This is a genomic window from Paenibacillus cucumis (ex Kampfer et al. 2016) (assembly GCF_019748695.1).
In the GTDB taxonomy this organism is placed as follows: Bacteria; Bacillota; Bacilli; order Paenibacillales; family Paenibacillaceae; genus Paenibacillus; species Paenibacillus polysaccharolyticus.
Map to the genome: position 1 here is coordinate 226,326 of NZ_JACLIC010000024.1, position 23,217 is coordinate 249,542.

At 45.6% G+C, this 23,217-nt stretch carries 19 protein-coding genes, 1 pseudogene and 1 riboswitch; of the genes and pseudogenes, 6 read left to right on the plus strand and 14 right to left on the minus strand.

The window, feature by feature from the left end; translation table 11 throughout:
- Positions 1 to 41: 41 nt before the first annotated feature.
- The 3 genes from H7T88_RS16195 to H7T88_RS16205 all read right to left on the minus strand — a co-directional run bounded on the left by H7T88_RS16195 (position 42) and on the right by H7T88_RS16205 (position 4,028).
- Entirely contained in the window at positions 42 to 713 is a 672-nt protein-coding gene (locus H7T88_RS16195; protein ID WP_090917387.1) for a methionine ABC transporter permease, read from the minus strand.
- Entirely contained in the window at positions 710 to 1,537 is an 828-nt protein-coding gene (locus H7T88_RS16200) for a methionine ABC transporter ATP-binding protein (RefSeq protein ID WP_221789331.1), read from the minus strand. Before H7T88_RS16200 ends, H7T88_RS16195 begins: the two co-directional genes overlap by 4 nt.
- 154 nt (positions 1,538 to 1,691) lie before the next feature.
- Positions 1,692 to 4,028: a BamB-related PQQ repeat family beta-propellar protein gene (locus H7T88_RS16205; RefSeq protein ID WP_221789333.1), complete on the minus strand. Its 2,337-nt coding sequence runs from the start codon at positions 4,026 to 4,028 to the stop codon at positions 1,692 to 1,694.
- A gap of 317 nt (positions 4,029 to 4,345) precedes the next feature.
- Here H7T88_RS16205 and H7T88_RS16210 point away from each other — a divergent pair, with 317 nt between their 5' ends.
- A complete protein-coding gene (locus tag H7T88_RS16210; RefSeq protein WP_221789335.1) occupies positions 4,346 to 5,308 on the plus strand; it encodes a copper amine oxidase N-terminal domain-containing protein in 963 nt (320 codons plus the stop codon).
- Between the two features lie 168 nt (positions 5,309 to 5,476).
- Here the strand turns inward: H7T88_RS16210 and H7T88_RS16215 are convergent, their stop codons facing one another.
- From H7T88_RS16215 to H7T88_RS16245, 7 genes are all read right to left on the minus strand, one after another.
- Entirely contained in the window at positions 5,477 to 6,178 is a 702-nt protein-coding gene (locus tag H7T88_RS16215) for an ankyrin repeat domain-containing protein (protein ID WP_154985541.1), read from the minus strand.
- A gap of 9 nt (positions 6,179 to 6,187) precedes the next feature.
- Complete coding sequence (locus H7T88_RS16220) at positions 6,188 to 7,426, minus strand: S-layer homology domain-containing protein (protein WP_260510952.1); 1,239 nt, start codon at positions 7,424 to 7,426, stop codon at positions 6,188 to 6,190.
- A 38-nt stretch (positions 7,427 to 7,464) separates the two neighbouring features.
- Positions 7,465 to 8,157: a response regulator transcription factor gene (locus tag H7T88_RS16225; RefSeq protein ID WP_090917376.1), complete on the minus strand. Its 693-nt coding sequence runs from the start codon at positions 8,155 to 8,157 to the stop codon at positions 7,465 to 7,467.
- Positions 8,150 to 9,631 (minus strand): sensor histidine kinase, encoded by a 1,482-nt coding sequence (locus tag H7T88_RS16230; protein ID WP_221789336.1) that lies wholly within the window; start codon positions 9,629 to 9,631, stop codon positions 8,150 to 8,152. Before H7T88_RS16230 ends, H7T88_RS16225 begins: the two co-directional genes overlap by 8 nt.
- A 319-nt stretch (positions 9,632 to 9,950) precedes the next feature.
- Positions 9,951 to 10,619 (minus strand): pectate lyase, encoded by a 669-nt coding sequence (locus tag H7T88_RS16235; RefSeq protein WP_154891123.1) that lies wholly within the window; start codon positions 10,617 to 10,619, stop codon positions 9,951 to 9,953.
- A gap of 333 nt (positions 10,620 to 10,952) precedes the next feature.
- Positions 10,953 to 13,790 carry an S-layer homology domain-containing protein gene (locus tag H7T88_RS16240; protein ID WP_154891122.1) on the minus strand — a complete coding sequence of 946 codons (2,838 nt, stop codon included), beginning with the start codon at positions 13,788 to 13,790 and terminating at the stop codon, positions 10,953 to 10,955.
- Positions 13,791 to 14,039: 249 nt separating this feature from the next.
- Positions 14,040 to 14,921 (minus strand): radical SAM/SPASM domain-containing protein, encoded by an 882-nt coding sequence (locus H7T88_RS16245; RefSeq protein ID WP_090917367.1) that lies wholly within the window; start codon positions 14,919 to 14,921, stop codon positions 14,040 to 14,042.
- Between the two features lie 229 nt (positions 14,922 to 15,150).
- Positions 15,151 to 15,253, plus strand: a riboswitch (TPP riboswitch).
- 156 nt (positions 15,254 to 15,409) lie between these two features.
- Between H7T88_RS16245 and thiM the strand changes: the two genes are divergently transcribed.
- The 4 genes from thiM (at position 15,410) to H7T88_RS16265 (ending at position 18,527) form a co-directional block, all read left to right on the plus strand.
- Positions 15,410 to 16,219: a hydroxyethylthiazole kinase gene (thiM, locus tag H7T88_RS16250; RefSeq protein ID WP_154891120.1), complete on the plus strand. Its 810-nt coding sequence runs from the start codon at positions 15,410 to 15,412 to the stop codon at positions 16,217 to 16,219.
- Positions 16,219 to 17,031 carry a bifunctional hydroxymethylpyrimidine kinase/phosphomethylpyrimidine kinase gene (thiD, locus tag H7T88_RS16255; protein ID WP_154891119.1) on the plus strand — a complete coding sequence of 271 codons (813 nt, stop codon included), beginning with the start codon at positions 16,219 to 16,221 and terminating at the stop codon, positions 17,029 to 17,031. Before thiM ends, thiD begins: the two co-directional genes overlap by 1 nt.
- A complete protein-coding gene (gene thiE / locus H7T88_RS16260) occupies positions 17,031 to 17,696 on the plus strand; it encodes a thiamine phosphate synthase (protein WP_221789338.1) in 666 nt (221 codons plus the stop codon). Before thiD ends, thiE begins: the two co-directional genes overlap by 1 nt.
- Before the next feature lie 375 nt (positions 17,697 to 18,071).
- Positions 18,072 to 18,527 carry an Lrp/AsnC family transcriptional regulator gene (locus tag H7T88_RS16265; protein WP_090917359.1) on the plus strand — a complete coding sequence of 152 codons (456 nt, stop codon included), beginning with the start codon at positions 18,072 to 18,074 and terminating at the stop codon, positions 18,525 to 18,527.
- A gap of 33 nt (positions 18,528 to 18,560) precedes the next feature.
- Here the strand turns inward: H7T88_RS16265 and H7T88_RS16270 are convergent.
- Positions 18,561 to 19,747 (minus strand): annotated as a pseudogene (locus H7T88_RS16270) (MFS transporter).
- A gap of 332 nt (positions 19,748 to 20,079) precedes the next feature.
- Between H7T88_RS16270 and H7T88_RS16275 the strand changes: the two are divergent.
- Entirely contained in the window at positions 20,080 to 20,823 is a 744-nt protein-coding gene (locus H7T88_RS16275) for a MerR family transcriptional regulator (RefSeq protein ID WP_221789339.1), read from the plus strand.
- 131 nt (positions 20,824 to 20,954) lie between these two features.
- On the opposite strand, the gene H7T88_RS16280 is transcribed toward H7T88_RS16275, so the two are convergent.
- From H7T88_RS16280 to H7T88_RS16290, 3 genes are all read right to left on the minus strand, one after another.
- Positions 20,955 to 21,437 carry a hypothetical protein gene (locus tag H7T88_RS16280; protein WP_221789340.1) on the minus strand — a complete coding sequence of 161 codons (483 nt, stop codon included), beginning with the start codon at positions 21,435 to 21,437 and terminating at the stop codon, positions 20,955 to 20,957.
- 271 nt (positions 21,438 to 21,708) lie between these two features.
- Positions 21,709 to 22,365: a deoxynucleoside kinase gene (locus H7T88_RS16285; RefSeq protein ID WP_221789341.1), complete on the minus strand. Its 657-nt coding sequence runs from the start codon at positions 22,363 to 22,365 to the stop codon at positions 21,709 to 21,711.
- Positions 22,362 to 22,985: a deoxynucleoside kinase gene (locus tag H7T88_RS16290; RefSeq protein ID WP_090917349.1), complete on the minus strand. Its 624-nt coding sequence runs from the start codon at positions 22,983 to 22,985 to the stop codon at positions 22,362 to 22,364. Before H7T88_RS16290 ends, H7T88_RS16285 begins: the two co-directional genes overlap by 4 nt.
- Positions 22,986 to 23,217 lie beyond the last annotated feature (232 nt).

The window sequence follows — 23,217 nt, forward strand, 5'->3', positions numbered from 1 at the left end:
CCCCTTCTCTATACATTCTGTAGTCATTTTTAGCGGGTTCCTCAGGATCTGCGATCCAACCAGCGAGACAGTCGGCTACCCGTGAATTGAATCATCTGTACCAGCACAATCATGATAACAATTGTAAATATCATAATTTCCGTTTCGAAGCGTTGGTAACCGTAACGAATAGCAAAATCACCAACGCCTCCACCACCCACAATCCCCATTACCGTAGAATAGGAAACAAAACTGATCGTTGCTGTGGTAAGTCCCAGCACAAGACCAGACCTTGCCTCCACGTACAGGAATTTAAGGACAAGTTGCACGGTTGAGGCTCCCATAGAAGAGGCCGCTTCGATGACACCTTTAGGCACATCGAGTAGCGCCTGTTCGACAAGGCGGGCATAATAAGCAATAGCAATGACCGATAAAGGTACCGTTGCAGCTAACGTACCGATGGATGTGCCTACAACCAACCGAGTGAACGGGATCATGAAGACGACCAGCAGCAGGAATGGAAAGGAACGAATAATATTCACAAGACTGCCCAGAACCGTGAACAAGGCTCGATTCTGGTATCGTTGCCCTTTACGAAACAGATACAATAACGTACCGAGAGGCAAACCGACCAGCACTGCTGCCGCGATGGATATCCCCACCATCACAAATGTTTCTCCAATGGCCTGCCAGATTTCATGCTGATATTTAAGCACTGACTCAGGTAACATCATTGCCCGTCCTCCTGTTCCGCCAGACGCTGGAGAGTGGTGCCCGTTACCTTTTCCGTTCCTGTTCCACCCAAAGTGTCGTCTGCAAGCAGTGAAGTAAGGATATCCGGCTGTGGAACCGGGATACTGCGAACTTCTGATTCCGATAGGGTACGCACAATCTGACCCTCTTTCATCACCGTAATACGGTGACATAATCGACGAGCGACCTCCATCTCATGGGTAACAACGACAATCGTCACCCCCATCGTTTCGTTCACATGACGAAGCACATCCAATATTCCCCCTGTTGTCTGCGGATCAAGTGAAGACGTTGGTTCATCGCAGAGCAATACAGCTGGATGGCTGGCAAGCGCTCTGGCAATAGCAACGCGCTGCTTCTGTCCGCCGCTCAGCTGAGCCGGATACTGGTTCGCTTTGTCCTCCAGTCCTACGAATCGAAGTACTTCCAACCCTCGCTCTCGCCGCTGTGGACGTGATTTGCCGGCCAGTTCCAAGGGCATGCTCACATTGCTCAGCACCGTGCGATTGCTGACGAGATTGAAATGCTGGAAGATCATACCGATGGACCGACGTGCCTGACGCAAGTCTCGCTCGTTCATTCCGGTTAGTTGCTGACCATTGACGGTAACCTCTCCAGCATCAGGCTGTTCCAAACCGTTGAGCATCCGTAGCAAGGTCGACTTTCCTGCCCCGCTGGAACCAATAATGCCATGAATCTCACCTTTACCTATTTCAAGCGAGACGGATCGCAAGGCCTCAAATCCCTGATCCGCACGGGAACCGCGCTCGTTGAACCGTTTGCTCACACCATATAATGAAATCATGGAGATTCCTCCCGTGAATGATCATGTATGGTTCCCTCAAGTATCTCTCAAGAATCTTTCAAGAACACATGAAGAAAGCCCGCACAGCCGATAACCGGAGCGCGAGCAATCCTGTTCATTTATAATAAAACAACATGGCGACCCAGACAAGCTTTTAAAAAGAGATATCTCCTTCCAGCTGATCAACTGGAAAGACACGGAAACGTCCGTTAGCTGATCCGACATACACTTTATCGTCGATTCGGTTGATCATGCCATTCTTTGCATCCCGATCCCGATGCTCCGGAGTCCCCATGACTACATCATGCACACGCCCTAGCAGAGTTCCATCCTTTTTATCCATCACAAGCAAGTTTTCATTTCGCGGAAGCAACAAACGATCTCCAATGATGAGGTAACTGCCCTGATTGGTTGAATACTGGTTTGTTCCAACAGATTCCTGTGCATCCCACCGTGTCTCCCCGGTATGGTAATCCACGGCGGCAGGATATCCATTTCTAATGACATACAGTTGATCCGCCTCTAGAAGTCCACGTTCAATCTTCGCATCAACCGTCCAGCGAACCTTGCCTGTATCTGGGTCAAATAAGGAGGTTGTATAATCTCCGTAATCACCGTACATATTTCCTTTTTGATTTTCACGAATCAGCACCATACCGTCATTCAGCACCTCTAACTGCTGGCCTGTACGGGCAGGAAATTGAGATCGCTTCTTTCCAGAAGTCAGATCAAGTAACACCCATTGATCTTCCATCAGCATCCAGCGCTCAAGAGGCACTGAGCCAAACGGATCATAACGATGGATACCGTCAAAATAGGAATCATTCTCGATATGATCTATCGCGGATGGTCCCGCCTTCACCTGCCAAACCGTTCGTCCCGTTAGAGGATCTGCGGCAACAAGCTGATTTTTCTCCTGATATAGAACATAAGGTTCGTCGGCATTCCGATTAAGCAATTGATATCCTGTCGTTAATTTCTTAGTCCATAACCGTTTACCGGTTGAACTATTAAGCACATGAATCCATCCATTACTGGAGCCTTCAGCCGCAGGGATATCTACAATAACTACATTTCGGGCAGCTTTGATGCCGTTCAACCATACCATATCGTCAGCTGTATTCTTCTTGTTTGTACTGTTATTCCGCTTATCTTGTACCTCAGGTTTATATTCCCATAGAAGCTTTCCGTCTTTCAGGTTGATATGGCGCAAACGATCCAGATATTGCTTGCGATCGGTGTCATAACTTGTATATAGTGTAACGGCATCCCGCTTGGTATTTAAAACCGCTTGAGCAGGACCATATCCGTTATGCACTCTCCAGAGCAATTTCCCTGTATGTCGATCCAGCGCGTAGAAGGAATCATCATAATGCATGCCGCTAAACCCGCCATCATCTCCCTTCATGAGGAGCACATCATCTGTACCCGCTTGTAAAAAAGTATAGTTCAGATCTCCCTGATTCACCCATTCCGGTTTCCAGGGCAGCGTTGGCGGGAGCGACTTTCCCACAGCAACTTGAGTGAAATAAGTAAACGTGCCCATACGCTCATCACTTCGGAGATCTGCCTCATTATCCTGACTCGCTGGCATACTCCAATGAATCTCGGTCAGCTTGCCGTTGTTATTAAAGGTTAACAATAAATGTGCATCATGCCGCTCATATCTCCAGGTCTGTCTAACTCGCATCGAATCACCTGGTTCATTCAGGTTTCTGGACTGCTCCTTCCAATCCGGCTCCCCTAACCACTTGGCAACCTGCTTGGTGGTCGTCGTTTGATCCAGTTTGGTATCTACCAGATGGCGGAGCATAGAGATAGATAACGATGGCTCACTTACAAACCATCCATCGGAGACAGGAGTTTGACCTGTAATATCCTTTTTCTTGATCCAGAGCATCACATGGTGATAACCTGTCCATTCCTTGCTCCAAATACGGGGAGCAATGGACACGCCGACCCACTCCTTCCACTCAGCCACGATGAGCGTCTTCTTCAATAGCGCCTGATCGGAAGGCCAAGTTATCGTACTGTCAGGAGTGAGGTACAATTTGCTATCCTTTTGAACAGTGAATGTATGAGGATCAGTTTGCGTTATGTTGTTACTCTGCTTAAGCGCATACCAGGCAGGAAGCCAGTAGCTATCTTGCTGCTGGTTCTTGACTTGCATCCACTCCCCCTGAACCCCAGTCAAAATATACTTTTCCTTCGGTATAGTGAGATATGTAATCTTCATCTGATCTACTGCAACGCGATTATCCTTCCGCCCATTGAAAAGAGGTAATCCCTCTCTGAGCGTTACTCGTTCTCCCTTTTTGTAGGGGATCTTGGCGGAAATTTGCTGCGCTGAAAGCAAGGTTGATGAACCAGGCAACTGTAAATCGTTAAAAATTGTATCGGAGACTTGAATTGGAGCTTTCGTGTCAGTTGTCTGTGTTGTTGAAACCTGAGCCTGTCTGCCCGACACATCCGTTTGGGGATCTGGCATCATACATCCTGTTAGCACTAGCACAGTTATTCCCGTTAAGGTAAAGCAGCGAGTATAACCCCATATGTTCTGATTAGGCTCCTTTTTCACACACATTCATCTCCCAATAGAAGTTATTTCCATATAAGACGCTCTGCCTTTCAAAAAGTTACCTGTTTCCCAAACGAATTTTGGAAAAAAACTATATTCTTTTCATTCCATTATATGCCCTAACTTAGTAGTTTAATATACAGGAATTAGGTTAATATCTTATGAATGTTCCATTAATATGCAACTTTTGGGATAACTGATCCGTCTAGTGACTTGAAAGGAGAATGATCATGAAAAACAACACACAATCACACAACGCACGATGGAAGCAGAAAAAATGGAAGATGCTGCTGGCCGCCTCCATTCTGACCGCAGGAGTAGCTCCTGCACTGTTCATGCCTACGGTGGCTGAAGCAGCCGCTACAACAAAACCTACGGCTTACATTAACAATACACCTGCAGAATACGATGTGATCATCCGCCAAGGTGTCACGTACATTGCCCTGACTGAACTGCAATTTCTCGGAGATTATACCTTCGGTTATGATAATAAGAGCAAACAAATCAGCATCAAAACAGGTAGTGACCAATACGTGCTGACACCCAATAGTAAAACGATGAAAAAGAATGGCCAGAATACCACCCTGTCCTCGGCTCCAATTCTGGTAAAAGGAAAAGCGATGCTGCCACTTCGTGCCATTGGTGAAACGTTTGGCGCACAAGTGCGCTGGAACCAGGCTGCCAAGGAAGCTTATATTTACACCACCAATGCTTCCGTAGTGAAGGATTACAACGGTTCCGATTTGACGGCAGCCCGTGAAGCAGCGTTGCAGCTGCCGCGGCTTTCAAGTTTCGGCCAACCACGCCTACAGGTGAAAAATCCGCTCGGGCCAGTAGATTCATCAACAGCTTATATTTTTGAACAAGGACAAAAAAACAGCTTCTTCATGATTGAGGATAACAATCTGGTCAGTTACTATACAATCACGAACGGAAATGCCATGCTGAAATGGCAGGCTAATCTGGGTAAACAAGCCGGAACGATTGGTGATTTGTTCTTTATTAAAACCAAGCCCGTTGCCGAAGCAGGAACCCGTCCTTCTGTCGCTGGTAAAACACTCGTATCCTTCAAGTACTCCCGCATGCTAGAGGAAACCGCCTATGACATGATGAACAAGAAAGGCTCACTTGAAAGCGGCTCTGCTACGCCAACCAAAGGCAAAGTTATCGTCGAAGTGCCAGGGGAGAAGTAGTTCGTTTGGAAGTAAAGATAGGTTGAATTAAGAGATGCTTTCACTAAAAATACGCAATAACCACAAAAAAACGGGATGAGATAGCAAAAGCTACTCTCATCCCGTTTTCGTTGTTGTTCAGTTACTACCTCGGCAGATGCCCGTTTACTCTACAGTAATAGTGTGTCACTATTTTGCACCTGCTTGCAACAAAATAGCTTCGATCTCCTTAAAGCCTTTTGCTCTGGCATGACGGAGGGGAGACACACCATCGCCATCAGCCAGATTAACATCAGCCCCATGTTGGATAAGCAATTCAATGGTCTCCTGTTGCCGTTCATTGCCATCGTTTAGAATGATCGCCTCCAACAATGCTGTCCATCCTAATTTATTCACATGGTTCACATCTACCGTGGTATTGGTCAGTAGCTCTCGCACCACGTCAACGTATCCATGCTCCGAAGCGGGGATGAGCGCCGTTCCTCCGTACCGGTTTGTGATAGCAGGGTCTGCCCCTGCCTGAATAGTAATCTTCAGAATATCCAAATACCCTTCGGCACCCGCATATAAAAACGGACTATTCAACATGTCATCCTGCTGGTTAACATCCGCACCTGCTTCAATCAGCTTTTGCACAGATGTTATATCCTGATTATATGTCGCAATCATCAGGGCCGTTCTACCGCTCTGATCTTGAGCCTGAACTTCTGCCCCCTGCTGAAGCAGCTTTTCGATACTCTTGGTATCTTTTGCTTCAACTGCACTGAATAACTGCTGATTTAGTGAAGCCACGTGACTTCCCTCCTTTAGGTTACTTTTTTCGTTAAGCATACAGCCTTGAACGAACAGCACACTGCTGATCAGAATAATCAGCATCAGGGATTTGTTCATAGGTCCTCCTTATTGCTGTACCACCGTTACCGATGATGCAACACTCCAATCGCCAACCGGGTTCAGCGTATAGATTGTGCCGGAGATCAGCTTTTCTCCATTCGCAAGTTCAAATACACCTGTTGCACCTTTCCGGCTTGAATATTTATACGTCGCTGTCAGGACATGCCCATCTGGTGCTGTCAGGCTAACACTCCGTCCAGAGAATAGTTCATCTCCCGGATCTTGGGCAAGTGTCACTTCAATGGCACTATCACTCGCGACTTTAGCGCTCTTAACGACTAATGCTTCGAATGATTTCGCAGTAAAGGAAGCATGCTCGATACTGGCCCATTCCGAAGTCACAGTGTAAGATACCCCTGGTTTCAGAATCTGGCCTTCTGGCAATCGGAATTTGGGTTCTTGTCTGCCATCAGTGGATTGCGTAAACGGAACATATTTGGCAATGATCGGCTCGCCATTTTCCGGCGTAATGGTAACTTGTCTTGCCTGCATGGACGAAATAATTTGATACGTTTTGCCGTCTGCCTGCTCCTGATCGTTAAGAATGAAAGCATTAGCCCCGCGACCAGCGCTGTATGCCGAAATAATATAACCGTAATCCACCACACCTTCTTCCTTCAAAGCTTCAATCTCAAACGTATCATTCGTGACCTGACGCACTTGAGTCATATTTACTTTAACGTCACTGCCTTTGAATGAACCAGCATCTTGTCCTTTATATGTAAGGCTGTAAGCTTCTCCAGCTTGTTGAACGGATGTCGGCACGATGTATGTAGCAACAGAGCCTGTTTTCAAACGTGGCATGTTGGTTAAGGTTAGCCCCCCGCTGAATGCAAAGTCTGTCCGGGATTTGGCAAACACTTCATCTTCTGCCGTAAGTGGCTTGTCGAAGGTGATCACAAGAGTCATGTTATTCAACGGTTTAATACTCTCAATGCGAGCTTGATCCGATGGGATAGCTTGATAAGCCTTTTGCAGCAACACTGCCGTTTCGCCCCGTGTTACAGAGCCGGTTTCTTCATAGAAAGCACTCATCCAATGGTGTACGGACTTCACATCCCGTTTTAATGCTTTAGATACGACCTCTTCCAGCTCCGCATCCGTTACCAGACTTTGAGGATGGAACTCTCCATCGACGGACTGCATGATCCCTGTCTCCACCGCCTTAATAGCATAAGGCGCATACCAAGCGTTCGCCTGAATATCCGTTAACGTTACTGCACTGTCTCCTGTCTTGCTCTGCAAATCAAATGTTCTATATATCAATGAAGCTAACTCTAAACTTATATGGTGAAACGATACCCCGCACCCCAGACCGTTTCGATGTATTCGGGATGTTTCGGATCACTCTCCAGTTTCCCGCGCAGCTTGCGAACATGCACTGTTACCGTTGCAATATCGCCATTCGATTCCATGCCCCAGATCCGTTCGAACAGATCGGATTTGCTGAATACGCGGTTCGGATGACTCGCCAAAAATACAAGCAGATCAAATTCTTTGGTGGTGATGCCCACCTCTTCTCCGTTCAAAAATACACGGCGTGATCCCTTGTCGATGTGAAGTCCGCGAATGTGGATCTCATCCTGTTCAGCAGGTTTGCTCTTGCCGAGCAATCTCTCGTACCGGGTCAGGTGAGCCTTGGCTCTTGCGACCAGTTCGCTTGGGCTGAACGGCTTCGTAATAAAATCGTCGACACCGAGATTAAACGTGCGGATTTTATCGATCTCCTCTTTTTTTGCGGAAACGACAAGGATGGGCACTTCCTTCTCCTCACGAATGAGCCTGCATAATTCGAAACCATCCATCCCGGGAAGCATCAAATCTACGATGACAAGTCGGTAATTCTCGTCCAAAGCACGGCGCAATCCTTCATCCCCGTTATGACACAGCTCTACCGTAAATCCATGGAGTTCGAAATAGTCCCGTTCCAGTTCGGCAATGGTCGTTTCATCCTCAATGATCAGAATATCAGTCATGGCTTTCTCCCCTTTCTTCCATGAGGCGTTTCAATTGAATATGGATACTGGTGCCTTCACCCAGCTTGCTTTCTGCCCAGATTAAACCACCATGTCCAGCTACAATCTGGTGGGCAATGGCCAGTCCAAGACCGCTTCCGCCCGTAGACGAGTTGCGTGAATGCTCGGCTCGGTAGAAACGCTCAAATATATGCGGCAGATCTTCCTCGGATATGCCTTTCCCATTATCCTGGAATATGATGGTATTCCACTCTTGATTCGTTTCAAGAGTAATACGGAGTCGTTTGTCATCATCATTCATATATTTCAGTGCATTATCAACAATGTTGACAACCGTGCGTTTCAGTTTATCCAGATCCACAGCAGACAGAACGGAGCCCGAAGTTCGGTTATGCCACTCGAGTCCTACTCCTTTGTCCTCCAGATCATATCGCAGTTCTTCAATGCTATCCTCCATAAAATCAACCAGATCCACTGGGCTGAACACAAACGGTTCCTGATTCAAGTCCAGTTTGGAGTACAAGAACAATTCATCCACCAGTTTATCCATGCTAACCGCTTTGGAATGAATAATGTTGACGTAAGTGTCCATCTTCTCCGGTGTGTTCGCTACCCCATCCCGAATGCCCTCGATATACCCTTTAATATTAGTAATCGGCGTGCGAAGATCATGCGAAATGTTGGAGATCAACTCTCTGCGGTTAATCTCATCTTGCTGTCGCAACTCATTGGATCGTTGCAACTGATTCCGCATACTTTCAAATGCCTCACTAAGCTGTCCCACTTCGTCATTGGAGGAAGGTTCAAGCTTGAAAGACAAATTACCGTTTTTGATCTGTTCGGCCGAACTTCGTAACTGATGCAACGGTTGAATGAAACTACGTGTAATCCAGCGGAACAGAAGAAGGTTAGCGATGATCAGGACACCAATCAACAGGAGAGACATCACAGGCAACAGCTTGCGTGTCAGTTCTGCAAACGGACTTCTCTCCCGGATGACAAAGATACTGCCTCGTTCTCCATCTGAATACTGAAAATCAAACTTGGCATACGCGTAGAAGCGCTCACCGATGTTAAACGTACTTCGAATCTGGTTGTTGTTCAGATCATAGGCGGGCAGTGCCTGTCCCAATCCGGGTTGATGGAATGTCCGCGATTCAAAGATCGGACTGTCCTCACGCCTCACGTAGAGCCCGGATTTCTCGGCTCGAAGTTTCATATCGTATTCCCGAAGCAATACCTTGTCCTGCAGCTCGTCCGGATCACTTTTCGCTGTAAACTTCATCTCTTGAAAGATCGTCTCTCCCTGTTCCGTCAGTGGATTGATCTGATAATGGACTTTGTATATATCTCGGAAACTTTGCAAATCCCCTGTTGCCGCAATCGTATAGAGACTTGCTGTAAGCAATATAAACAGGAGACTGATAACAAGCATGCCTGTAAACGAAAGCAACATTTTGATGCGAATTGACATAAATATCCCCTCTTAACCATGCGATTGGTACAGTTAGTGCACATGTTATCACAAGAAGCTTCATATTGCCCATATGCAAATCAATTTGGCTAAATGTTGTCGTATGGCTATGAGCATAAAAAACAGGGTGAAGCAGCATTTGCTCTGCTCCACCCTGTATGGTGCATATGGCTTAGTTATATAAGCAACATGCTTATTCAAACGATTAATGGATAGATTATTCAATGGTTAGATTAGTGATCCTTACTGCACTGTTCGACAGATAAATTTGGTACACTGATCCAGTCTACCTGGTTTTGATAACTAAGCTCCGCACAATTTAATACTGCGTATTACCGGACTGGCTCGTTTTACCCGAAGCAAATCCTTTGAAAAGTGTTGGCACTTTGGAATAACGTGTATTCGTAATTCGCCCTTGTGTACTGTTGCTATCTGTACGCATAATGGAATCTTTGACATTGGATATGTTGGAATTATCAAGCGTCATATTAACTGCATAGGATGTTCCTCCATTTTGCCGAACCAGCTTACCGATATCATCTGCTCTGAAATTTTTGATATTAATCGTACCCGAAGCATTCATCTGGAACACTTTATCATAAGCCTTGTATGCCGCACCGCCTGTAATGTTCACCGTTCCTGACGATTTCAATGTCAACGCGTCCTCGCCCACATCCTGCCATACTACATTCGAAATATTACAGTTACCATAACAATGTACACCGTCTGCCGCTGGCGCACCAATGATGACATTTTTCAGTGTAGCACCTGCTTCCAGCCGGAAGACCGGCTTCTGATTCTCTGCTTGAGAACCGTCACCCAAGGTGGATGGATTAGCCACAAAGGTTTTCCCCTGTCCATCATACGTCGTGCCCTTAGGTACAACAATCGTTGAATTTACAACCGTTGGCGCAGCAGCTGCGGGCATAACACCAAATATGGAAGCGACCAGACCGGCGGACAACAACAGCGTTAACATTTTTTTCATCAAGAACATCCTCCCTTAATATAAGTGAATTTGTCTCCAAGCACGCTAGCTTGTCTGACAGAACCGCAGAAGTAGATCACTGCTCGGAACCTGTCCTAATCCTACAAAAAAAGGGAGATTACAGGAATAATCTTAAGATCACATTTACATTTTTTAGCATTCCTTCTGCATTGTTCGCATATATACATTCTGTTTTTACATTGATATGTACCGATATCAACTTCAAATATGCCGTCTTTATTGTCTGGATATCATCGTTAACCTAAAAAGAACCCCCTGTTTTTAAAATAACAGGGAGTTCTCTAAATATACTTCGTCTAACCAAAGATTATCCTATTCCTCTGCTCCATCTGTTCCTTGAGAAGAAGAATCTGGTGTTAACGTATAAAGCGGGTTAACATTAGTAAATTGATTCACAGTTTCATAAGTCACTGTACCGTTTTCAGCAACAATCATTTTCAGAACGATCCAGTACAATTCATTTCCGCTTCCTTCTTCAACCGTGTAGGTTGCACTTGGCGTTGGGACAGCTCCGTGGAATACATCAATTTTAGCACCAGACATCTTGATTGTACTTGTGCCTGAATAATGATGTACGTAGAAGGTATATGTTCCCGGAAGCAATTGGCGAATCGTCGTCGTCTCTGGTCCATAAGATGTAGTATCATCTAGATCCAGATCTACCATCAGTTCTTCATCATAATAATAACGTTTATCCACGTAGTAGGTATGGAACACTCCTCCATCACCTGCTGGGCCGATAAGATGTGAATCCAGATCTGCTGGATCTTTACCCCAGGTTAATACAAAACGTGTTTCATTAGCTGCCGGAATCTCAATCGCTGTTTGATTTTCATTTTGGTTTTTTACATTAACAGCCGATACACCAATAAGATATGTTCTAATGTACTTTGTATCTCCGCCTCCAAGCTCACCTGTATAGATGCCCGGTTGCAGATTAATGTAATAATCACCATAAGTGTCTGTCGTTACTGTACCAACAATATCACCCGTTTTGTTATCCAGACCTTTTCTAAAAGAAATCTGCAAATTGGCTACTGGTGCTCCAGCGACATCTTTAATATGTCCACCGAATCCTGTAAGTTTTACAGAAGCACTTTGGCTTCCTGCAAAATGAGTCTTTTCCGTATTGGAATCAACTGTAATGTACAATGTGGAACCGTAACTATCGATAGGGCTAAATGTAAATTCCCCATTGTGATACTGTAAATTATTCAATTCCCGCTCTTGACCGTTATAGTATGCATGTACCACAAAGTCTTCAGCAGTCAGTCCAGATGCATCCAGTCCATTGGTAAATGTCAGTTTAGCACTTCCATTTGTAACCTGAATCCCTTCAAGTCTTGGGTGTGTCAATTCATTATATACTGCAACAGTCACTGGAACTTGAATTTGATATTCTCCGTATTTAGCCTTCACAACGGTTGTACCGTTAGCTACAGCTTGAATTTTACCAGAGTTTACAGTGACAATGCTGTTATCTTCCACTTCCCAGTTTGCAAGAGAGGTAACATCTTTGTTCGCTGAGCCAGCTACACCTGTAAGTACAATTTGTTTCGTTGCATTTACAGCTGAAAGATCACTAATTTCAGGTAAGTATACCAAACTAGTCACTGTAGGATCTGCTTCAATTCTTGGATGCTGTTGCAACCCGCTAAAGTCACTTCCCTCTACATTGACTTGTGCAGAAGTTAACGCACCCGCTCCAGAGAATTGCACAATAGCGTCCAGTATTGCGCGATTTACGGTTGCACCTTGATTGATTTTGAAAACCGTATTCAGTGCTTGTTGGAACACCTCGAGATTCCCGATGCTGGAGTTGTCTCCAAACTCTACTGAAATCTGCTCTGCATGAACCATAATAGAGTCAAACGTTCCGTTCAACACTACCGCAGCATTATGTGGAATAGAGTCTGTCAATTCAATTGGACCAACATCACCTGTGGAATCATTCTTTACGATGGCTCCAGACTTGATCTCAATCTGTTGTACATCACTCGCACCTTCCAGAACCAAACGAACACTTCCATCTGCCTTATCCACAATTACAGTCGCAAGAACAGAGTTCAGTGCATGGATACTGTTAGGTCCTCCACCTTTGATGCTAGTTGTTCCTGTAACAGTAACGTGATCAAGTGTAACATCTCCATTAGCTACAGATTCAAGAACTTGAAGGTTACCATTGATCTTAGTGTCTTTCAGAATTACACCTTGAGAACCAATCGTGACATTACCAGTTACGTTACCCAAAGTGTATGTGCCTGGAGAAGTAAGGTTTTTGCTGGAAGTTTGTTGACCTCCTCCATTATTTCCACCTGTGTTGTTATTATTTCCATTATCCCCGGTAGAGCTATTGTTGCTACTGTTACCTTTATTGCTGTTTTCAGAAGGCTTCGTTGTTTCTGGTTTTGTGGGGTTAGAGTTGTTTGTATCTTCGTCTGTCTTCGCAGGAATCATAATATTATCATATGTAGACTTATTCATGACAAACTCATAAGCAAGTCTTGCTAATGCTTGTCGATCCGCTACACCCGTTGGATTAAACGTTGTTGTTCCGTCTTTCCGAACAATACCTTTAATAAATCCGGATTGATATGCGAGTGACACAGAATCCTTCGCCCAGTCTGATACTTTATCCAAATCAGCGAGCTGTGGCTTTGTTGTTTGAGTTGGTGCGTTCTTTGTTTCCCAGCCGAATGCTCTTACGAAAAATACAGCCAGTTCCTCTCTCGTAACTTTTTTATCTGGAGAAAACGTATCCTTCGAGGTTCCTTGGGCAATACCAGATTGAACGAGTGCAGATACATAGCCAGAATACCATTTGGATTGCTCCACATCTTTAAAGGAACTAGCTACAGTAGAGTCAGGCTTTAATTGAAGCGCACCCACCATAATCTTTGCCAATTGAGCACGTGTTACTGAATCTGAGGGTTTAAATGTTCCATCCGCAAATCCAGCTAAAATACCTTTTTCAATTAACTTCGTAATTTCTGTTTTGGCATAGGAGTGTTCAACATCCTTAAATGACGTTACAGATGATGGGGCCACTTCCGCCGAGGCTAGCAATTGCATAGAAAACATAGAGGCAATCAATGATGTAGAGAGTACTGCTGACAACTTTCGATTAAACTTTTTCCATTTTAAATTCAAAACTCGACACACTCCTCTTAAACGTCCGTTATTAACACAAAAGTGTAACTTTTGAACTACTCCCCCTTTTATGATCAGTAGGATAATAATACCATGTATATTTATAAAAACAAGATTAATAGACTATCATTTTACATAATAGTTGAAATCATGAATCAAATGGTGCCTATTCTTTCCTAATAATAAATAAAAAAATGTGCTACTCGGAATATTACCGAATAACACACTTGAGTTATCTGTCGTATGATTTTAGGCTCCTGCTCCAAAGCGCTGCCGGTATCCGCATTTGCGGCAAAGTTCTTCTACAGCTTCCCGTTTGGAAAAACCGTATACCAGATTGTTCGCACGCTCTCCATCCACAATATCGGAAAAAGACTTTTCATGGATGTTTCCAAGGTTGATGACACCTTCTCCATCCAAACAGCATGGAACCACGGTTCCATCAACCAGCACAGCTGCCTGACTGCGTAATGCATGACAAAAACCTTTGCCATCATCTTCAGGTGCATCGAGGCTTGGCCATTGGAATTCATGGTCCTGATTCAGGTATACGTTGGGTGCAATTTTCACGCCACTACCCGCAACCACCTTTTCTTCAATACGGAAGTCCAGATTGAATTCCTTTTCCAGCACCTCAAGCGTCTCCCGATTGCGATTCATCTGAGCATTGGTGAAGTTATCCTGAGTCAGATTCCATAGTCTGAACGAGACAATGACGTTATGTTTCACCGCTTCACGAACAAAAGACAAGATGTTATGCAAATATCCGTCACGATCCGTAGAACCTTCATGGCCGTCAAAGCTGTGCAGCGAGAAATTCATCTGTCTCAGTGCAGGTTTGCCCAATAATTTATGCTGTGTCTTTGGCAGTAGCGTACCGTTGGTCGTAATGTTCACTTTAAATCCCTTGGCATGAGCCATATCCAGCAACAGGTCAATTTTGGGATGAAGCAGCGGTTCCCCTTTGACGTGCAGGTAAATATGTTTTGTGTGTGGTTTGATCTGATCCAATATATTATTAAAGACTTCAGGGTCGATGAATCCTTTGGCTCGCTTCGTTTGTGGACAAAAGCTGCATGCCAGATTACAGATACTCGTAATTTCAATATATACTTTCTTGAACGTTTTCAACTCAGGGTCCCCATTCTGCCGGGAGGAACAACGGTCCTGCCCTCATTCGTAGTACGGCCATATGAGCCAATCCCCATTATATCGGGTTCACGAGCTAAGGTAAATCAGAATAGCGGATCAGTAACAAAGTCCAGTGTATTTTTCATCCCCATTTCAAGGCTTAAATCCTCGCCCTATTTACATTAAGTCAAGATGGATATATGCTGAGTACATAACTGCATATCTTGTACATTTGCACTGGGGGAGCCTTGCGGCTGAGACGAATACGACGATTCGGACCCTTTGAACCTGATCTGGATTATACCAGCGGAGGGAAGTGGAGCGGCTTTTATTGGCAGTAGGGGATCTCTATCCTAGATGGGGATCAACTTCAGTTCAAACGTATAGCTCTGCTCATTTCTCCGGAAATGGGTGGGGCTTTTTTGTATTTCAGCCAGTCGTCTCGCTCATAACCATATCCATCATTTGAAAATAAGGAGGTCATTTGGATGTCTTATCTTGAACGTGTACGTTCACTCAATCCTTTGGTTCATAATATTACCAACCTTGTGGTTGCCCCTTTTACCGCAAATGGTCTGCTTGCCCTCGGAGCCTCTCCGTTTATGGCCTATGCTCATGAAGAAGTCGCTGACGTCGCTCGAATGGCTGGCGCGGTGGTTCTGAACATCGGCACATTGGATGAAAAGGTCGTTCAAGCGATACGTCTAGCCGGACAATCAGCCAATGCACATCATGTGCCTGTTGTCCTTGATCCTGTTGGTGCAGGAGCCACGACATATCGCACCGATACGGTACAGATGCTGGTTCGTGAGCTTCGTCTTACCGTATTAAGAGGCAATGTCGCCGAAGTGGCTCATGTCATTGGTGTGCCATGGAATATCAAAGGTGTGGATGCGGGAGTTGGCGAAGGAGACCGGATTGACATTGCCGAGCGGGCAGCGCAACAGCTTGACTGTATTGTCGTTATTACGGGCCAGTACGACATTATTACAGACGGATATCATACTTTCCTCACAAGCAACGGACATGCATTGCTCACCCAAGTTACCGGGGCAGGCTGTCTTCTCAGCTCAGTCATTGGTGCTTTTGCTGCGATTGCCGAGCCGGGGCGCGACATGCTGAACAGCGTGGTGGAAGCCGTCTCAACCTACGGTATAGCTGCCGAACAGGCCGCAGCACGAACGGCTCATCAAGGGCCGGGCAGCTTCCAGATTGAATTGTTAAATCAACTGGCGCAGGTGACACCTTCGCTGTTCTCCGAGCATGCACAAATCCGTCAGATTCGTGGAGGTGTGTGATGAATATTGCTCAAGCGTTAACGATTGCCGGGTCTGATAACGGCGGCGGTGCAGGAATTCAGGCGGATCTCAAAACCTTTCAGGAACTTGGTGTATACGGCATGACGGTCATTACTGCAATCGCCGCTCAGAACACTACAGGGGTTCAAGGCGTGTTTCCGATTGATTACGACGGCATTGCCCAGCAACTTGATTCAACGGGAGTCGACTTTCAGCCGCGTGCCCTCAAGACAGGTATGCTGTATAGTGCCGAGATTATTCGTCTTGTTGCGGCAAAATGTCAGCAATACGACTGGTCAAATCTGGTTATTGATCCCGTGATGGTTGCCAAAGGAGGTGCACCTCTGCTCCAGCAGGAGGCTGTGCAATCACTTGTGGAAGATCTGCTGCCTCTTGCTTTGGTTATCACACCTAACATTCCGGAAGCCGAACTACTTATCGGGAGTTCGATTCGGAACCTGAGTGAGCGCGAGGAAGCCGCAAAGCAATTGGTGCAGATGGGTTCAACATATGCCTTGATTAAAGGAGGACATGATACGGGAAGCGGTACGGTTATCGATGTCCTGTATGACGGGCATTCCTTTCATTATTTGGAGAACCTTCGTGTTATGACACGTCATACCCATGGAACCGGCTGCACGTTCTCTGCTGCCATTACGGCGGAACTGGCGAAGGGTGCCCCTATTCTGGCTGCCGTTACGACCGCGCGAGCATTCATTCAGGCAGCCATTGAAGATGAGCTGGGATTCGGGACCGGGCACGGGCCAACGAATCACTTTGCGTACCAGCACAGACAGCGGGGTGAACGCTGATGCGCAGATGGGATGCGGAAGCGGTCCGCCGCGCGCTACAGTTGTATTTGGTGATGGGTAGCGTCAATACGACGCGAGACCCGGTGGAGGTGCTCCGCCAGGCGATCACTGGCGGCATCACGCTGTTCCAGTTCCGAGAGAAGGGAACTGGTGCCCTGGCAGGCGAAGCCCGCAGAACGCTTGCGCTGCGGCTTCGTGAGGTGTGCGGCCAGCACGGGATACCGTTCATCGTGAACGATGATGTGGAGCTGGCTGTGGCGGTGGAGGCCGACGGTGTACACGTCGGCCAAGACGATGCGGACGCGGCGCTGGTACGCGCCCGCATCGGAGATGGGCGGATGCTTGGCGTATCCGCCCACTCCGCCCTTGAAGCCCGCCGTGCCGTGCAGGCGGGCGCAGACTATCTTGGCGTCGGGCCGATGTACCCGACGCGCTCCAAAGCGGATGCCCACGCTGTGCTGGGCCCCGCCGGGGTTGCGGAACTGCGCGCCGCAGGCATCGCAGTTCCGGTGGTCGGTATCGGCGGCATTACGCCCGATACCGCGGCCGCCGTGATGGCGGCTGGAGCCGACGGCGTAGCCGTCATCTCCGCCATCGCGGGCGCGGCCGATGTGCACGCAGCGACTGCACAGCTCGCTGCGATCACCCGCAGGGAGCAGGCGTAGCCATGCTCCCTGCCCCATTATGCAAAGGTTGCAGCCACTCGGTCTTCAGCCTCTGCATTCTTGTTTTATTCTTCGCCTCCTTTGCCTCGTTCTGCAACCTATACATCTTTTATCCTTATCCTTCCGCAAACTGGTCATCCTCTAGCGCCACATACCTCCTTCTGCATCCTTTAAATCCTTTCGCCTTTCTCACCTTCTTCCCACCTTGCATCACGCACATATCGATCTCATCCCCCTCCCTTCCATCCCAAACATATTTAATATATAAATCATTCCTACTATAAAGCTTCACATTTACAAATCATTATCTTTTAATTACTATGAATATAAAAACATCTCCGAAAAATCACCTATAGAATAAAAGGAAGTGAGTTTATGGATCAGATCGATAGAAACATCCTGTTTCATATGGAAAACCAAGCCAGATTGTCCATGACCGAATTAGGAAAATTGGTGGGGCTTTCACAGCCAGCCGTCACGGAACGTGTAAAACGACTGGAGGAAAGTGGTGTTATTGAAGGGTATCGCACCATCATTAATCCGCAAAAATTAGGAAAACAGAGTACATCCTATCTACTATTTCAGACTAGAGAATGCACTGCTTTCCTTGATTTCTGCCGTATGTCGCCCGAAGTTGTAGAATGTTATCGCGTCAGTGGAGAACATAATTATTTATTGAAAGTCATGACAGATTCTATTGCAGACTTAGAGGCATTCGGAAATCAATGTGACAAATACGGAACCTATACTACACTTATCGCAATGTCCTCGCCTATTGCATCCAAAAACCTAATTGATGAACCCCAGTTCCTGATCTCAAAGGAATCCTAACCATTCATCTTTTCTATTTTAGATATCACCATTTCAAGGTGAACTAGGAAATCCGTGTTTTTTAGAGCACAACGTGATGAGAAGAGCGATAAACAACAATATCACCAAGGAACCCGGCAGGAATCTAGCTCCGCTCCAATGAAGCAGGATAGCACCAACCATACCTCCCGCACCGATCCCTAGATTCCATGCGTTACCAACATCGATTGGGCGATATCGGCACTGCGGCCTCCTGCATGTGCAATAGCTGTTTGGAGTAACGTTGCCGCTCCGCCAAAGGTCAATCCCCATGCAATCACCCCTATAATGATAACAGCCGGCTGATTGCTCCAGATTGCCATCGCCGCTGAGGCAAAAGCAAATATCGCAACACTTAATAGCACCAGTATCCTTAAGTAGCGATCAATCAGCAGTCCAATAATCCAAATACCCACCACTGAAGTTACGCCAAATAGGAGTAAAATCAGATCAACTCTATCGGCCAGTGCTGTATTTGCCAGAAAAGGAGAAATGTAAGTATACAAAATATTATGAGCTAACACCCAGACAAGCACCACAAATAAAATAGGCCGGATTCCAGGAAGAAACAGGATTTTATGCAGTGAGAGTTGATTCTGCTTGACCTCGCCTTCATAATCTGGAACTTTCCAGAACACCCATACGATAAGCGCGAGCGTCAATATAGATATCGTTCCAAAGATTAAACGCCAGCCTACATACGTTCCAAAAAAAGTACCGATCGGAACACCAAGCGCTAATGCCAAAGGTGTACCTGCCATAGCAACGGCTATGGCTTTTCCTTTTAATGACTCGGGCACCATGCGACGTGCATATCCAGCGGTCATTCCCCATAGCACTCCCGCTGCTACTCCTGCACAAAAACGTGCAATTAACGTTATAACATATACCGAAGATAAGGCAGTCACCGTATTAAATAGGAGAAAGCCTATAATACATAGCAGCAAAAGAGGTCTACGTCTCCACCCGCGAGTTGCCACGGTCAGTGGAATTGCCGCTGCCAGAGAGCCTGCAGCATACAACGTAACAAGTTGTCCGGCTTTTGCCTGCGTTATGCCAAGACCCATGGCAATCTGAGGGAGTAGTCCAGCAGGCAGGCTTTCAGTAAGTATGCAGATAAATCCTGCCATAGCTAACGCCAGTAGAGCCGCCCATGGAAGACTTTGTTTTTGGACATATGTATCATCTTTAATAGAATACATCTCGTTTGAAATCACAATGAAAGCCCCTTTATTCTGTATTTTGGATAGCTCGAATACTCACTTGCTATCTTTATTAAGCTTACAGAAATAAGCAGAGGTTTTGCATAAAGCATTAAAGGTACTTACGCTTGTTAACGAAGAAAAACCTTATTTTTCACAAGCTTTGCTTTGAATTCCTATGATCCTAATTTTCAACCCATGAATAGAGAAGTGGCCGGCCTAATAATGCAAATATTGCTCACCTTGCCTGCCTCCCTCCTCCCCCACATAATTCATGTTGACTCTCACGTAACGTGACATTGTACAATTCATGGTGTAAGGAGGTTTCACCCATGGCCATGAAAGTAAAAGAAGTCTCCGAACTTGCTTCGATCAGTGTGCGCACACTGCATCACTATGACGAGATCGGGCTGCTTGTTCCAGATCAGGTCACTGATGCCGGATATCGAATGTATTCGGATGCCGATCTGGAACGACTTCAGCAGATTTTATTTTTCAAAGAACTCGGTTTCTCGCTGAAAGAAATCAAAACGATTTTAGATGATCCCGCCTTTGATGCGGAGGAAGCACTGCATATGCATAAGCTCATTTTGCTGGAGAAACGCCAGCGTCTGGATCAAATGATTGCCACCATCGACAAAACCGTATTATATCGAAGAGGAGAGGTTGAAATGACCCCTAAAGAACAATTTCAGGGCTTTGATTTTACTCAAAATCCGTACGAACAGGAAGCACGTGAGCGCTGGGGTGACAACGCCGTCAACGAGGCAAACCAGAAATTAAATACCCGGCCTGCCGACAAACAAAAAGAACTGTTTAATCAGATGAATGATATCTTCAGACAATTGGCAGCCATTCGCCACACTGCACCCGAATCTGCCGAAGCACAGGGCGAGATTAAACAATGGTACATTTACCTGAATGAGATCGGGAACTATTCCCCAGAAGCCTTCAAAGGACTTGGTCAGATGTACGCAGACGATGAACGCTTCACTAAAAATATCGATCAGTTTGGTGAGGGACTGGCACAATTCATGTGTCATGCAATGGCTGTATTTGCCGATCAGAATCAATAACATCAAAAAGGACGTAACCCCTGAGGCGTTACGTCCTTTTTGATAATCTCTACCGATCCCTCGATCGAAATCCCGGCCGCAATGTGAACCATCCTGATGTTGATGTCCACTCCGAGAACTTCATGTTTTGCTTACGCTCTTGGTGCTTGATCCGAGGTCGATGCTTCTGATGCCATGCTTGTTTTCGCCATCCGGCCTGGAATTTGCCAAGCAGATACAATCGCCAAAACGATGAACAACCAGTCTGTAGGCTCGCTAAAGTATTCTTGAATTGTTTCTGCAAACGCACTAATCATTTCTCCGTCAAATACCAGAGTCAACATGCTCACATCGGTAAATAATTCAGATGTAAAATAAACCACCGTCAAGTATTTACCAAGCAAGATACCCACCATCGCGAAAACAACAGCAATAATCTTGTGCACCGTTGCGATTTTTTTGTTTGAGAACAACACGACAGCGTACCCGCAAAGCACGCCAACCAGTATCGCAATAAGTCCAACCTCATACTCCGTCATAGCTGCGATCGCAGCCCACACCACACCTCCCAGTATGGCAGCAATCAAACCACCGATAATCGGCACTCCAATCTTTACTCCTTGCTTTTCTTCCACGATGTCTTTCCCTCCTGAGTCATGCTTATACTATATTTCCAGAATTCACCTTTCTTATAAAACCACAAAAAGCTTCAAATTTCAACATTTTTCTGTATTTTAATAGCTATATACATACATATTCCAATAAAGCTTGATCAACTAAATCCTTTTTTTAGATTAACTTATATAAAAAACAAAAAAAGACACCCCTTCTACAGCCCGTATCACTGTAAAAGAGGATGTCTATTTTCCCCTAATCCTTGTCCTATATAGGATAAATATATTTAAATTATACCTGCGTTTCTTTGGAAGGCTTAATAACAGCTGCAATCTGCTCCAGAATAGCATCGACTGAAGCCGAATCATGCACATCATATTCATCAATGTTCAAGCGCAGTACTGGGCAAGCTGTAAACCGGTTAATCCATACGGAATAGCGCTCATGCATGTGCTCCCAATACGAGCGATCTGTCTGAATCTCCATTTCACGACCACGTTCGTTAATCCGGTTCAGAATCGATGGCAAACTGCCTTCCAGATAGATCAGAACATCCGGGTGTGGAAAATAAGGCGTCATGACCATCGCTTCAAACAAGCTACTATACGTCTCAAAGTCGGTAGCAGACATCGTGCCCTGATCGGCATGCATTTGTGCAAAGATGCCCGTATCCTCATAGATGGAGCGATCCTGTACAAAACCACCGCCCAATTCAAAAATCTTTTTCTGTTCTTTAAAACGTTCAGCGAGGAAATAAATCTGCAGATGAAAACTCCAGCGTTCAAAGTCATGGTAAAACTTTTCCAAATACGGATTATGATCAACCTGCTCAAGCGACGTTTTGAAATTCAATCGATCTGCAAGTGCCGCCGTCAGTGTGGATTTCCCCACCCCTACCGTTCCTGCTACTGTAATTAATGCATTCGCTGGAATGCCATAGTTATTCATATGATAAGCTCCTTTACTTGATTAACAATCTGTCTGAAGTCCTCAGGATGTTCCACAAAGTCAAGTTGCTCTGCATCAATCTTGAGAATGACTGGCGGATTCGTTCCATTGGCCAAATACTCCATCCCTGTTTTGTAGTCGGCAATTAACTGCTCCATATACGCAGGGTCCATGTCCTGCTCAAAGGAACGCCCGCGCTTATTAATCCGGTACATCAATGTATCCAGCTCAGCTTCAATGTAGAGCACCAGATTGGGTTTGGGCAGGTCATCCGTTAACAGATGATAGATTTGGCGGTATTTATCCCGCTTCGTTCCTTTTAAGGTACGTTCAGCGAAGATCAAATTTTTATAAATATGATAATCCGAAACGACTGGGCTGTTCTGTTTAATAAATTGTGCTCCGGTATCTTCTAGTTGCTTAAATCGGTTACACAGAAAAAACATTTCGAGTTGGAAGCTCCACTCGTCGATATCTTGATAAAAGGAGGCCAAAAATGGATTCTCCTCGACAATTTCTTTAACCAATGGGAGATTCAATTCTTGGGAAAGCATCGTAGCTAACGTTGTTTTCCCCGCTCCAATCGGACCTTCAACAGCTATAAACGGGGCTGATTTCATGGTGTTACGGTTCCTCCTCGTAATTATGCGTGTTCCGTTTCTATATAGACCTCACCTATTGTATCACAGCTTGGCACAATGGAAAGACAGTATTTTATGTATAAAACAAGTCAAAATAAGGGTGTTTCGTCAGACTTGTATCATATCATAACTGAAACTGCTTTTTCACTTAGCTTAGGTTTAATCGTTCACACAAAAAAACACACCTGATTTTCATCAAGTGTGTCTTTGC